Origin of the sequence: Streptomyces sp. SID12488 (genome assembly GCF_010548275.1) — a bacterium.
Lineage (GTDB): Bacteria > Actinomycetota > Actinomycetes > Streptomycetales > Streptomycetaceae > Streptomyces.
In genome coordinates, this window is the sequence record NZ_JAAGLT010000044.1 from 18,495 (window position 1) to 31,967 (window position 13,473).

The following is a 13,473-nucleotide window of genomic DNA, read 5'->3' on the forward strand; positions in this document are numbered from 1 at the left end:
AAGATCCGACGACCGTGGTCGACGAACTCGCCGGGCCCTTCGCGTGCCGATCATCCTCTACGGGGGCGGCAGCGGCCTAGGGGGCAGGGTAGGTACAGCAGTACCACCCACGGCGTTGCTCCAACCAACTCCAAGGGCAGGGCTAGGGCGAAGGCGAGCGTGGTCTTGCCCGCCCCGCTGGATCCGGTCAGCTTGAGCAACATCTGGCCAGGGTGACAGCCCGCAAAGGCTTTCTCGACTGGTTTGCGGGCCCCCACCGGCCCTCGGCTTTCGTCGGATTCCTACAGCCACTCGCCCATGACGCGGTTGATCGTCGCAGCAGGCGGAGGGGGCGACGCAGTCGCCGCCGCCATGCTTGACGCCGCCCTGTACGGCAACAGCGAGCGGGCGGTGATCCTCACGTGCGCGTGGGACCGCCTGCTGATCGACCCGGTACCAGGCCCCCGAGGACCCACCGACTTCACCGGCCTCGAACCGCTTACCCCAACCGTCTGGACAGTGCCGGTGGAAGCTCGCCCGATCGCACCGGCAGGATCCACGCTCCCCCGACTGGCGGAAGAACTTCCCCACACCTTCGCCCTGATCGACCCGGGGCACGGCGCCGAGGGCGTCACGCGGCAACTCGAGGAGTTGGTCACCCAGTTGCAGCCGACCTCCATCGATCTCCTGGACGTCGGCGGCGACGTGTTGGCCCGACGTGACGAACCGACGCTGAAGAGCCCACTCGCCGACTCCCTGACACTGGCGGCATGCGGCCAAGTGAGCGTCCCCATACGCCTGTTGGTCGCAGGCCCCGGCCTGGACGGCGAACTGTCGCACGAAGACCTGCAACGCATGCTCGGCCCACTCGTCCACACCTTCACTGCTGAGGACGCGGAGCCGGTCAGCCCGGTCCTGGAATGGCACCCCTCAGAGGCAACAGGCATGCTCGCAGCAACAGCCCGGGGCGTACGCGGCACGTGCGAGGTCCGAGACGCCGGACTTCCCATCCCCCTCACCGACGAGAGCCCGACCGTCCACAAGGTCGACCTGGACGAGGCGTTGAGCCGCAATGAGTTGGCCCGCGCCATCATGTCGACCACCACCCTGGACCAGGTGGAAGCACTGAGCCGCGAGATCTGCGGCTTCTCGGAGATCGACTACGAGCGCAACAAGGCCCTCCGGCTCAAGGACCAACGGCCGGCGAAACTCGACGCCGAATCGGCACTACTCCAACTCGCCCAGTTCGAAGCGGAAGCCCGAAGCCGCGGAGTCACCCATACGACGTTCCGCCACCTCACCGAGGTCCTCAACCTCAACGGCTCACAGCGCGAAGACCTGCGCCGACTGCTCATCAACAACCCACCGGAGCAGTACGCGGCGACCCTGTGGCACATTCCAGCCGCCACCTGAGCAACAAACGCCCTCACGGGTTCAAGTCCCGGTTCTGGCTGCGCCCGCGCTCCTTCCGGGAGTGTAAATCCAACGGCGGTCGTCCGAAACGAACTGCACCCCACCGCCGACCCTACTTGGGCCGACGGCGGCCGAGAGCGCGCGCGAGTTCACCGACCGGCGCCAGCATGTGTCCGCCATCGCCCGCGCACCACCACACAGCCTCGTGATCCCGCTCCGAGCCGTGGACGCCGAGGTCATGCCCAGGGCACACCGGCCAGACCTGCCAGGTCCGTTCGAGCAGGCTCTCCTGGATCAGGATCGCCAGACTGGTCAATGCCATGGCCAGGTCGTCGCACATGTTCGGCAGGATGGGGCCGCCCCAGTTGAGCCGTTCGCCGTCGGCAAGGCGGACACCGGCTCCCACCGGGAACCAGTCCTCCAGGATCTCGATCTCCGGTTCGCCCTCGATCCCACGCGTGGGCAGGTCGCGGGCTACGACTCGCAGTGCGGCGCGCAACGTCTCCAAACGTTCGGGGGCGAGGTCGAAGCCGGGATCGAAGCCCACGTCGTCCAGGATGCGCCGGGCCAGGGCGGTCATCTCCGCCTGCGGCACCTCGGCCGGGTTCCGCTCGACGACCTCCAGGACGGCGTCGGTGTGATGGAACCAGCCGAGCAGTTCGCAGGCGAGAGCGACGACGTCCTGTGGGTCAAGGTTGTCCTCGCGCACGCCGAGGTAGACCCTTCGCATCAACTGTTCAGTATCCGCTTCGTACTCAGCCATGGCGTCGCTCACCGGCCCAGTATCCCGACGCAGCACGGTTCCCCGCCGCATGGTTTTCCGGCATGACGCCTCCCCACCCACTAGCGGAACTATGACCTCACAACTTGATCGGGGTCGTCACTTGAAAGGAACCGCACCAGGTTCGAGTCTCGTATCCTCCGCCAGTGCCTCACCGGGCACGATGTCGAAGGGCCCCACCGTTCGCGGTGGGGCCCTTCGACGGTTGCAGTCTCATCTACAGTCTCAACGCGATCCTGCCGAGGCCTCCGAGCCGCCTTCGTCGGCAGCCTTGGAAGTGGGCGGCCAATTAGTCGCGCTTGGGCCAGATCGGGCCCTGGTCGGTCCAGATGACGCCCTTGTTGCGGCACAGGCAGAAGGGGTGGCCGATCGGGTCGGTGTAAACCTGCCAGCCGTAGCCGTTGGGGCCGCAGCAACGGCATCGCGACCACGATCACCGACGACAACTGACCCGCGGGCCGGCCGAGTCGCGCACGGCGACGTGACCGAGTCCGGCCGGCAGGAGTGGACGTACGACCGGGACGACTGTCCCTGAGCGGCTGCCGGCCGGTCAGGGACAGTCGTATGTGAGGTGGCTGATGACCGTGCGGCCGTTCGGGGAGAGGACGCGCAGTTCGGCCTCGGCCGCGTAGTGGCCCTTGCCCTGGAAGGTCCACAGCAGGTGCAGACGTGCCTGTCTCTGGCCCCGGACCACCACTTCCCGCAGGACGTCCGAGGCGGTGCCGTCGCTCCGGGTCCAGCGGTACGAGACTGTGCCCGGGCGGCCGTTCGTGGCGACGAGGGCGACGATGTCAGCGGTGCCGTCGCACCCCAGAACCGTCGGCCGGGCCGTCACCTCCACCGTGCGCACCGCGACGGACGGCCCGAGGCGCTGCCAGGCGAGGAACGCGATGACGCAGATCAGCACCAGCGCGGGCAGGGCATGTCTGCGCAGCCGTCGGCGCGAGGGCGCGGGAGGCGGTGGCAAGGCGGGCAGCGTCCGGTGGGTACGGTGCGCGACGGCGGCGGTCACCCCCGGGCCGAAACGCAGCACGGTGCCTTCGACGCGATCGGGCAGCGTGGGCGGCGTTGCCGACGTAGGCGTCGGCGTCGGCGTCGGCGTGGAGAGCGGCTCCACGAGGGTGTCGTCCGGCTCAGGCCGCTGGATCCAGTGGCTGGCCAGCACGGTGGCGCTGTACTCGGCGTCGGCGGAGCCGGATTCGTCGCGCGGGACGTGCTCGTCGGCGGGGCCGAGCACCTGGGTGGCCTCGCGGTCCTCGGCGGAAGCGGGAAGCCGGGCCGTGCGGTCGTTCTGAGCGGTCATCGGATATCACACTGCCTGGTCAGAAGCTGCTGCGAGCCGCCGCCGTCGGCGGAGGCCGGAGTCGTCGTGACTTCCACCGCCCAGTAGCAGCCGTTGTTCTGGAAGGTGTGGTCGACGGTGAGGGTGTACCGGGTGGCACCGCTGCGCTCGAAGGTCTGGGACGCGCCGTCCGGAGTGCCGAGCACTGCCCGGGTGCGGAGCCCTGCCGCGGCGTCGCTCGTGGACCACGAGACGGTGATGGAGAACGGCCCGGTGCCGTCCGTGGTGATGTCGACGGTCGCCGTGGCGGTCGTGGAACCCGTCTGCCGGAAGCCCGTCACCGCGACGTCCTTGACAGCGGGAGCAGCCGGCGCGGTGGGGGAAGCCGTCGTCGGCGTCGCCCCGGTGGTCGCCCCGGTGGTCGCTCCGCCGGGCGGCGTCGTCTCCTCGGCCGGAGCCGCGGTGGTGGACGCCGAGGGCTCGCCGGTACCGGCGGTCGCCGGGCCCGAGGGCGACAAGGTGGGCGAGGGCGAGGTGGACGTCGACAGCGCGGAGGAGGAGGGCGACTCGGACGGGGAGGCACTGGGCGACACCGGCAGCAGGCTGGGCTCTCCCGACCCTCCCGGCGCCACGGCGGGTTGGGCACTGCTGGTGGCCAGGGCCTGCGCCGCGTCCTGCGTGGCCGCTCCGGGGGCGTACCGGAGGCCGTAGGACAGGAGGATGCCCAGGAGCACGGCCGCACCGGACACGAGCATCCCGGGCCGCCCGGGGAGCCACGACCGCGCCCCGCCGTGGGCCGGTGCCTGGCTCAGGACCGTGCGTGCGGTGTCCGTGGTGGTCCGCGGGGCACTGCGGGCGGAGGGCAGCAGCAGCGGCAGCAGTGCCACCAGCGCGGCGAGCCGGCCCCGGCCGCGTTCCTCCCAGTCGGGTCCGTAGGCGGCGCCGGCGGCGGCCTCCAGTTCCGCGACGAACGCCTCGGCGTGTGTGGGGCGCTGTGCCGGGTCCTTGGCGAGACCTCGCCTCACCAGCTCCCGCACCGCCTCGGGGACCTCGTCGGCGGGGATGGGCGCGTCGACGTGCTGCAGGGCGAGTTCGGCGAGATTGTCACCCGAGTACGGCCGGTGGCTCGTCAGGCACTCGAAGAACGTGGCCGTGGCCGCGTACACGTCGGCGGCGGGAGAGGCGGGTGCGCCGGTCCACTGCTCCGGGGCCATGTAGGAGGGGGTCCCCGCCGCGCCGCCGCTGGTGCCGGCGTCCACCGCGATCCCGAAGTCGACGAGTTTGGACGTTCCGTCCGGCACGACCAGGACGTTCGCCGGCTTGTAGTCGCGATGGACGACGCCGACGCGGTGCGCGTCGGCCAGCCCGAGCAATGATCCCTTGAGGACCACGAGCGCGGCCTCGGGTTCGAGCGGCCCCTGGCTGGTCAGCAGGGCCCGCAGGGTGACCCCGTCCACCAGCTCCATCACGATCGCGGCGCCGTCCGGGCTCTCGACGTACTCGTACAGCTCGGCGACGTACGGGCTCTCCAGTCCTCCGAGCAGCCGCGCCTCCGCCCTGAAATCGTGCACGAAGCCCGGCCGGGTGCGCAGTGACTCGCTGAGGTACTTGACCGCGACCGGAACGCCGGTCTCCTCGTGCACGGCCAGGACGACCCGCCCGCTCGCCCCGGCCCCGAGTTCCAGCGACTCGTTGTATCCGGGCACTGCCCAGGTGTTCATACCCGTCCCCCCTCCAAGGCGGCCGTGCGGGCGGATTCCGCCCCTCCGGAGCATCGGGCCACGCGTTGGGAGACACATTTTCGGCCACCGCGGTTGCGGCGCGATACCCCCCGGTCCCCGTTCCAGAAGATGATCATGAACGCGTCAACAATGTCGGCGGGTTCCCGCGAGGCGGGTCGAGGGAGGCGGGTTCGAGGGAGGCGGGTTCGAGGGAGGTGGGTCGAGGTCAGTGAGTGGTCGAGGTCAGTGAGTGTGGGCCGATTCCGCAGCCGCCGCGATGTTGCGGGCCATGCCGCCGAAGACCGCGGCGTGGAAGGGGGCCACGCCCCGCCAGTAGGCGTGACCGGCCAGGCCGTGCGGATGGAACAGGGCCCGCTGGCGGTACACCGTGCGGCCCTGGGGATCCCGGTCGACGGTCATCTCCAGCCACGCCAGGCCAGGCAGCCGCATCTCCGCGCGCAGCCGCAGCAGTCGGCCCGGCTCGATCTCCTCCACCCGCCAGAAGTCCAGGCTGTCGCCGACCCGCAGCCGGGTCGCGTCCCGGCGGCCCCTGCGCAGGCCGACCCCGCCTGCCAGGGTGTCCAGCCGGCCGCGCAGGGACCAGGCCAGCGGCGAGGAGTACCAGCCGTTCTCGCCGCCGATCGACTCCACCACACGCCACAGCGCCTGCGGCGACGCCGCGACCGTACGCTCGCGTTGATCCGTGTAGAGGCTCCCGCCCGCCCAGTCGGGGTCGGTCGGCAGCGGGTCGCTGGGGGCGTGGGGAGTCGAGGCCGAGGACCATCTGGTGGCCACGTCGGCGTCCTGTACGCGCCGCAGCGCCAGCCGGATCGCCCGGTCGAGGCTGAGCGGTCCCTCCGGCGGGTCCGGCACATAGCGGACGATGTCCCGCTCGGCGCAGACCACCTCGTGCTTCAGCGACTCGACCAGCGGGCGCGCGAGAGCGCCCGGCACCGGGGTGACCAGTCCGACCCAGAGGCTGGACAGCCGGGGCGTGAGCAGCGGAACGGGGACGATGACGCGCTTCGGCAGCCCGGCGACGGCGGCGTACCGGCGCATCATCCCCTGGTACGTGACGATGTCCGGTCCGCCGATGTCGAAGGTGCGGTTCACGTCGTACGGCAGCTGCGCGCATCCCACGAGGAGGCGGAGCACGTCCCGGACGGCGATCGGCTGGATGCGGGTGCGCACCCAGCTCGGGGTCACCATCGCGGGGAGCCGCTCGGTCAGATGGCGCAGCATCTCGAACGAGGCCGAACCCGACCCGATGATCACAGCGGCCCGCAGTACGGCGGTCGGTACGCCCGAGGCCAGGAGGATGCGGCCCACCTCGGCGCGGGACCGCAGGTGGGGTGACAGCTCGCGCTCGGGTACTCCCGCGGGGCTCAGCCCGCCGAGGTAGACGATCCGCCGGATTCCGGCGGCACGCGCCTGCTCACCGAAGATCCTGGCCGCGCGCCGGTCGGTCTCCTCGAAACCCCGCCCGGTGCCCAGCGCGTGCACCAGGTAGTACGCGACGTCCATTCCCTCCATGGCCGCGCGCACGGACACCTCGTCCGTCACGTCCCCGCGCACGACCTCCGCCCGCCCGGCCCACGGATGGTCCCGCAGCTTGCCGGGCGAGCGGGCCAGACAACGCACCGAGTACCCGGCCGCCAGCAGCTCCGGCACCAGCCTGCCGCCCAGGTAACCGGTGGCGCCGGTGACCAGACAGCGCGGCGGCCGGTCGTCCGTATGAGACGTCATGGCACTCATGCCTTCCCGTGGCTTCCAGCGTCTTCCCCTGGCTTCCCGTCCTACCGGGACGTGCCCTCCGAGGGGCTCGGCTGCTGTTCCCGGTTCCCGGTCCCTGTTGGCCATGCTTGGCGCCGAGGGAGGGCACCGCAACCGCGCACCCGCGAGGACGCGAGCCGGGTCACTGGGCGCGGATGGCGTCGGCGGGCGGGGTACGCAGGGCCTGGCGGGTGGGGAGTTCGATGGTGAGGAACGCCGTGGCGGTGACCGTCAGGGCGAGCGCGGGCAGCAGCCACACCGGGCCCGCCGGCCAGGGGTGGCCGAGGAAGCCCTGGCCCAGGAGGGCGAGGGGTACGGCGGACAGCAGCAGGGACGCGGCGAGCGCGGTGGCGGCGGTCACCGCTGCCTCGCGCCGCATCATCGCGCGGATCTGGCGGGGCGTGGTGCCGATGAGCCGGAGTGCCGCCAGTTCCAGCCGACGCTGGGCGGTGGCGGCGACGAGCTTGTTGGCGATGCTGAGGAGGAGGTAGCCGAGCAGGACGACGATCGTCGCCAGGTTGATCCACACCTCCGGTGGTGCGTCCCGCAGGCCGTCGGTGGTCGTGGGGGCCGTGTCGGTGAGGGCCAGGCCCGGGTGGGTCGCGGCGAGTGTCGTCAGTGCCTGCCTGGCGGTCGCCGTGCCGTCCGTGCGGATCAGGATGCCCTGGTCGAGCCCCGTCGTGGTGTGTCCGGCCGCCAGGTCGTGGGACAGGACCACCGTGCCGAAGCCGAGACCACGGGCGTAGACGGCGACCACTTCGGCGTCGACCTTCGCGCCGTCACCGAGGACGAGACCCACCCGCCGGCCCACCGACGCGGAGCGCGAGCGGGCGACATCGCTGCTGACGGCGATGGTGGCGCCGGTGAGGTGCTCCAGGCTGCCGTCCCGTACGTCGAGGTCGAGGACGTCCGACGCGTCCGGGGTGAGGATCATCGCGGAGGCGGACTCGGTCACCGTGTCGTCGAACATCTTGTACGGCCACACCACGGTGGTCGTGCTCACCGGCGCCGCCGCCCGTACGCCGGTCGTGCCCCGTACGTCGGCGAGCGTGTCGGCGGGCAGTCCGCCCAGGCCCGGCGCGTCGAGGCGCTGCTGGGCGAGGGTGCCGGTGCGGGTGTCGTCGGCGGTGGCGGCCAGCACGGTGGTCTGGGTGAGGGTGTACGTCAGGACGAACACGACCGCCATCGCCAGGGTGCTGACGATCCCCGCGTTGCGCAGGGCGTAGGCACGGACGTTGGCCATGGCCAGCCAGGTCGGCGCGGAGACGCCGGTGCGGGTGCGCCGGGCCGCCGCGTTCCCGATGCCCCGGACGAGGGCCGGACCGGCCAGGGCCAGCCCGATCGCCCCGAGGATGCCCGCGATGGACGTGGCCGCCGCGCCGAGAACCGTCGGGGAGAAGAGCGGTACGGCCGACATGGTGGACGCGCCGACGATGACGAGGAGGCCGACGCGCGTCCGGGTACGGGACGGATCGCGCGGCTCACTGCGTGATTCGGCGACCGCCTCGGTGGCCGGCATCCGCGAGGTGCGCCAAGCCGAGCTGCGGGCCGAGACCTGCACGGTCAGTGCCATGAGGACGATCGTCGCGAGGGCGGGCAACGGGCTGACGGTCAGGGGGAGTTCGGACGGCACAAGACCCTGGTCCGCCAGCATGCCGCGGAACTGCCCGGCCAGCAGGTAGCCGAGCGCCACACCGGGTACGAGTGCCACGGCGGCGACGACGGTCGACTGGGCGGCGGCAAGTCGCCTGATCTGCCGGGGAGTCGCGCCCACGGCCCGCATCAGCGCCAGGTCCCGGCGCTGCCCGGCGATCGACACGGCCAGCGCGCTCGCCGTCACGAACCCGGTGATCAGCAGGACGATCCCGGCGAGCGAACCGGCGAGGAGAACCAGGAGGAAGCGGGACGCGCCGGCTCCGGGCGACACCAGGTCCCCTCGGTCCGCGCCGGTGACCGTCTCAAGTCCCGTCACCTTCAGCTTCGTAAGCCTCGTACGGACTTCGGCGGCGACCTGTTCCTCGGCGCCGGGCGCGGTGCGCAGGCCGATCAGATCGACGGTTCCGGCGCGCGAGGCGCCGGCGCCCTTCTCCCTTCCCGACAGCCGTAGGGCCGTCGTGTCGGCGAAGAAGACACCGGCGCCCGGCGCGTCGACGACCGCCGAGACGCGGTATCCGGCGGCGGGCCGGGCGTTGGCGACGACCCGCACCCGGTCGCCCACCTCGACCCCCGCAGCGGCGGCGGTGGCGCTGTCCACGGCGATCTCTCCGGCACCGGCGGGCGCCCTGCCGTCGACCGGCGCACGTTCCAGCAGCTTCACGGAGGACCAGCCGTGCCCCGACGCCTGGGGATCGGCGGCGGCCGGTACGACCCGGCCGTGCGCGTCGATGAGCGCCGCGGGGAATCCGAGGTCGCCGACCGCCCCGGTGACACCGGGCAACTGGGCGAGTTCGGCGACCAGTCGGGCCGGGACCGTACGACGTTCCGGGAGGGCGATCGGCATGTCGCCGCTCGGGTGGAGTTCCTGGTCGGCCGCGACGACGACGTCCGCGCCGCCGAGACGGCCGACGGGCAGGTGGGAGCGCAGGCCGGACTCGGCCAGGACACCGGTACCGGTGATCAGGGCCGCGCCACCGAGCACCGCGCACGCCACGGCGATCAGCGCGGTGATCCGGTGTCCGACCATCTGGAGAGCGAGACGGAACATGTCGAACATGGCTCAGACCCCCGCCAACGCGACGAGCCGGGCGGCCAGTTCGGGTGCGGTCGGTGCTTCGAGGGCCTCGACCACCCGGCCGTCGGCCATCACCGCCACGTGGTGTGCCCGGGCGGCGGCGGCCGGGTCGTGGGTGACCATCACCACCGTCTGGCGCAGGTCGTCGACGAGGTCGCGCAGCAGGTCCAGGACCTCGTGGGCGCTGCGCAGGTCCAGCGCGCCGGTCGGCTCGTCGGCGAACACGACAGCCGGCTTGGCCGCCAACGCCCTTACGACGGCGGCCCGTTGCTGCTGACCGCCGGAGAGTTCGGCCGGGCGGTGGCTGAGCCAGTCGGCGAGACCGACCCGTGCCGTCAGCGTCCGCAGCCAGTCGTGGTCCGGGGTGCGTCCCGCCAGCCGCAGCGGCAGCGTGATGTTGTCCTCGATGCTGAGCGAGGGGATCAGGTTGTACGCCTGGAACACGAACCCGACGCGCTCCCGGCGCAGTTCGGTACGGCGGGTCTCGTTCAGGCCCGCGATCTCGTGACCGTCGATGCGGACACTGCCCGAGGTCGGGGAGTCCAGCCCGGCGGCGCAGTGCATCAGCGTGCTCTTGCCGGAGCCCGAGGGGCCCATCACCGCGAGGAACGTGCCGCGTTCGACGGTCAGCGACACCTCGTCGAGGGCGCGGATGCCTCCCGCGTACTCCTTGACGACCCGGTCCAGGACGATGGCGGGCGTCGACGCGTCGGGCGCGGTTGCCGCGGAGTCGCGGGTCCGGGCCAGGGCGGCGTTCATCGACGGCCCCGCAGGTGGCGCACGACGAGGGCGACCACGCCGAGGAGGGTGACCACACCGCAGGCCAGGTGCACCCCGGTGCCCGCGTCGGCGTAGGTGGCCGCCGAGTTGGCGACCGCGCTGACCACGACCACGATCCAGAGCAGCGTACGGACGACCTCCCCGCCGGTGACCGCCGGCGACGACCCTTCGTGCGTGCCGTCGGCCGGGGTGTCGGGGGTGGTGAGGCGGTAGGGGTCGGCGGTCGCCATGAGGCATCTCCTGGGGTGCTGAGCGGTCGGTCCGGGGGGTCCGGCCGACGTCGTCGACGCTACGGATCGGCACCCCTCCCGGCCGATCCCGCAGACCACCCTCTCCGGGGTACAGCAGGCTGTACCCGGCCCTCGACCAGCGGTGAACTGATGCGCGTCATAAGGTCGTTCGCAACCAGTCGTTCCCAAGTCGTTCGCAACCAGAGGAGGGGAGAGCGGATGGCGGTCCAGCAGGACGCGACGACAGCCGGTGAGCGGCGGGTGAGCCTCAGGGACACCGTCGTACGGACCACGAGTGCGGCCGGCGCCTCGATCGCCCAACTCGCCTCCGGGCTCGGTACGGCCTTCCGGGCGCTGCTCCTGCTGCTCTGGCTGGCCGTCACCGCCGTGACGAGCCTGGTCGGCGTCGGACTGCTCATGGCGCCCCTGGTCCTCGGCGCGCTGCACGCCCTGGCCGGCCGGGAGCGCGACCGGCTCGGCCGCCGGGGTCCCGAGGTCATCGCCCCGGAACCTCCGCCGACGCGGCTACGGCTCGCCCTCGTCGACCCCACCACCCGACGCGAACTGCGCTGGCTGGCCCGGCACGCCACCCTGGGCTGCCTGCTGGGGCTGCTCGGCGTCCTCCTGCCGCTCGTCGCCGTGCGCGACAGCCTCTTTCCGCTGTACTGGAAGCTCCTGCCCGCGGACACGACCGCCACGTCCATGGGGGTCGGCAACGCGCACTCCTGGCCGGACTCGCTCGCCGTGGCCATGCTGGGCGTGGGCTGGATCGCCATCCTCCTGGGGCTCGGCCCCGGCATGGCCCGTGCCCAGGCCCGCCCCGGACGCCTGCTCCTCGCGGCCGGGCCGGAGACGGATCTGTCGCTGCGCGTCGCCGAACTCACCGCCACCCGCGCCGCCGCCCTGGACGCCCACGCCACCGAGCTGCGCCGCATCGAGCGCGCCCTGCACGACGGCACGCAGAACCGGATCGTCTCCGTCACCGTCCTGGTCGGCGCCGCCCGCCGCATGGTGGCCCGCGACCCGGCGGGCGCCGACGACCTGCTCGAACGCGCCCAGTCCGCCGCCGAGCAGGCCCTCGCGGAACTGCGCACGGTCTCCCGGAGCATCCTGCCCCCGGTGCTGGACGACCGCGGGCTGGCCGGCGCGCTCTCGGGGCTGGCGGCGGAGTGCGCGGTGCCGTGCCGGATCGACGTCGACGTACCCGAACGCTGTGCCGCCTCCGTCGAGGCCACCGCCTACTTCGTCATCGCCGAGGCCCTGACCAACATCGCCAAACACAGCGGCGCCACGTCCGCCAGCGTCACCGCGCGCAGCCGCGGCGGCCGTCTCCTGCTCCACGTCGAGGACGACGGCCGGGGCGGGGCGGACCAGGACGGCGGCTCCGGCCTCACCGGCATCCGCCGCCGGATCGCCGCGCACGACGGCACCCTCTCCCTGGCCAGCCCACCCGGCGGCCCGACAACCCTGAAGGTGGAACTCCCCTTTGAATCCTCCCCTTCCTGAAGGGAAGGGGATTCCTGGCTCAGGCTGCCGTCCGGGGCAGCGCCCCGGACGGTCTTATGCCCTCGACACCAGCCGGGTTGAGACCAGCCCGGATGAGCATCACGTGTGCGGAGTTCTTGTCCCGGGGGGATGCGGTTCCGCAGGTGGTGCAGGTATAGGTGCGCATCCCCAGCGGCAGTGCGTGCTTGGCTCTCGCTCCGCAGTGCGCGCAGTCCATCGTGGTGTGCGCGGGGTGGACCAGGTGCACGCGGCGTGCGTGCTTGCGGCCCATCTCGATCAGGGCCTGTTTGGTGGCGCCGATGGCGGCGTCGGCGGCCTTCTTGGCCATGGTGGTCCTGGCGAGGAACTTCGGCCTGAAGTCCTCGACAGCGATCGCGTCATGATCGGTCACGACCTTCTTCGCCCACTTGCGGCCGGTGTCCTGCCGCTGGCGGGCGATCTTCTGGTACGTCTTCGCCCGCCACTTTTTGGCCTCGCGATACCCGTTGGAGGCCGTTTGCCCCTTGGCGGGCTTGCGGCGGGCCATCATCCGGTCGTACCGGGACAGCTTCTCCCTGGCCTTGCGCCCGTGCTGGGCGTGGGGGAGGTCATGGGCGTCGCTGGTAGTGGTCGCGGTCTCCTTGACACCCCAGTCGATACCGATCACACGGCCGGTTCCGGGGAGCGGCCGAACCTCGGCGAGGACGACGAAGCTGGCGTACCAGTGCCCGAGGCAGTCCTGATATACGCGCACCGATGACGGGTCCGCAGGCATGTCTCGTGACCACACCACCGTCAACGCGATGCCGCCCGCCAGATGCAGCCTGCCGTCCTTGAGACGGAAGCTCCGCCGGGTGTAGTTCAGCGTCGGCAGGCTCTCGTGCTTCTTCTTCCACTTCGGCATCCCCGCCCGGCGCTGCTGCGGAACGCGTTCACGAACGTCCTTCTGCGCCTTGGCCTTGGACCTGCCGAAATCCCGGATGAGCTGCTGCTGCGGAACACTGGAGCCCTCACGCAGCCATGGCGTGCCCGCACGGGCACCGGTCAGCATCCTGTCCAGGTGCGCCGGGCCGCAGGAGCGCTTGTCCGTGCCCTCGGGACGGTTCTTGTTCCAGGCGTGGACCTGCTTCGACTTGGCCACACACTCGTTCCACACCCACCGGCACCGGTCCCACTCCGACATCAGCAACGTGTGAGCGCTGGACGACACACGAAGCCGGAACGTGTACCGGGCATGCCCCGCCCCGTCGGCCCCCGCCGCTTCCACCACGCCCTCACCCCCACCCAAGTCCCGGCCA

10 protein-coding genes and 1 pseudogene are annotated in these 13,473 nt (G+C 71.8%); 2 read left to right on the forward strand and 9 right to left on the reverse strand.

Annotated features, from left to right (window positions below; translation table 11 throughout):
* Positions 1-297 precede the first annotated feature (297 nt).
* The gene (locus tag G3I56_RS39350) at positions 298-1,392 is read left to right on the forward strand and encodes a DUF1152 domain-containing protein (RefSeq protein WP_164417808.1); all 1,095 of its coding nucleotides are present in this window, start codon (positions 298-300) and stop codon (positions 1,390-1,392) included.
* A 112-nt stretch (positions 1,393-1,504) separates the two neighbouring features.
* On the opposite strand, the gene G3I56_RS39355 is transcribed toward G3I56_RS39350, so the two are convergent.
* The 8 genes and pseudogenes from G3I56_RS39355 to G3I56_RS39390 form a co-directional block, all read right to left on the reverse strand.
* Positions 1,505-2,155, reverse strand: coding sequence for a hypothetical protein (locus G3I56_RS39355; protein WP_239135373.1), 651 nt, complete (start codon positions 2,153-2,155; stop codon positions 1,505-1,507).
* Between the two features lie 307 nt (positions 2,156-2,462).
* Positions 2,463-2,582: pseudogene (locus tag G3I56_RS44420) on the reverse strand (VOC family protein); the annotation flags it as partial.
* A gap of 141 nt (positions 2,583-2,723) precedes the next feature.
* The gene (locus G3I56_RS39365) at positions 2,724-3,476 is read right to left on the reverse strand and encodes a hypothetical protein (RefSeq protein WP_239135374.1); all 753 of its coding nucleotides are present in this window, start codon (positions 3,474-3,476) and stop codon (positions 2,724-2,726) included.
* On the reverse strand, positions 3,473-5,176 hold the full coding sequence (locus G3I56_RS39370; protein WP_164417812.1) for a serine/threonine-protein kinase: 1,704 nt from the start codon (positions 5,174-5,176) through the stop codon (positions 3,473-3,475). The genes G3I56_RS39365 and G3I56_RS39370 overlap by 4 nt, the downstream gene beginning before the upstream one ends.
* Positions 5,177-5,419: 243 nt before the next feature.
* Positions 5,420-6,922: an SDR family oxidoreductase gene (locus tag G3I56_RS39375; protein WP_164417814.1), complete on the reverse strand. Its 1,503-nt coding sequence runs from the start codon at positions 6,920-6,922 to the stop codon at positions 5,420-5,422.
* A 169-nt stretch (positions 6,923-7,091) separates the two neighbouring features.
* Entirely contained in the window at positions 7,092-9,653 is a 2,562-nt protein-coding gene (locus G3I56_RS39380) for an ABC transporter permease (RefSeq protein WP_164417864.1), read from the reverse strand.
* A gap of 12 nt (positions 9,654-9,665) precedes the next feature.
* Positions 9,666-10,439 (reverse strand): ATP-binding cassette domain-containing protein, encoded by a 774-nt coding sequence (locus G3I56_RS39385; RefSeq protein ID WP_164417816.1) that lies wholly within the window; start codon positions 10,437-10,439, stop codon positions 9,666-9,668.
* Positions 10,436-10,690 carry a hypothetical protein gene (locus G3I56_RS39390; RefSeq protein WP_164417818.1) on the reverse strand — a complete coding sequence of 85 codons (255 nt, stop codon included), beginning with the start codon at positions 10,688-10,690 and terminating at the stop codon, positions 10,436-10,438. The genes G3I56_RS39385 and G3I56_RS39390 overlap by 4 nt, the downstream gene beginning before the upstream one ends.
* A 219-nt stretch (positions 10,691-10,909) precedes the next feature.
* Here G3I56_RS39390 and G3I56_RS39395 point away from each other — a divergent pair, with 219 nt between their 5' ends.
* The gene (locus tag G3I56_RS39395) at positions 10,910-12,196 is read left to right on the forward strand and encodes a sensor histidine kinase (protein WP_164417820.1); all 1,287 of its coding nucleotides are present in this window, start codon (positions 10,910-10,912) and stop codon (positions 12,194-12,196) included.
* A gap of 19 nt (positions 12,197-12,215) precedes the next feature.
* On the opposite strand, the gene G3I56_RS39400 is transcribed toward G3I56_RS39395, so the two are convergent.
* Positions 12,216-13,445 (reverse strand): RNA-guided endonuclease TnpB family protein, encoded by a 1,230-nt coding sequence (locus G3I56_RS39400; RefSeq protein WP_164417866.1) that lies wholly within the window; start codon positions 13,443-13,445, stop codon positions 12,216-12,218.
* Positions 13,446-13,473 lie beyond the last annotated feature (28 nt).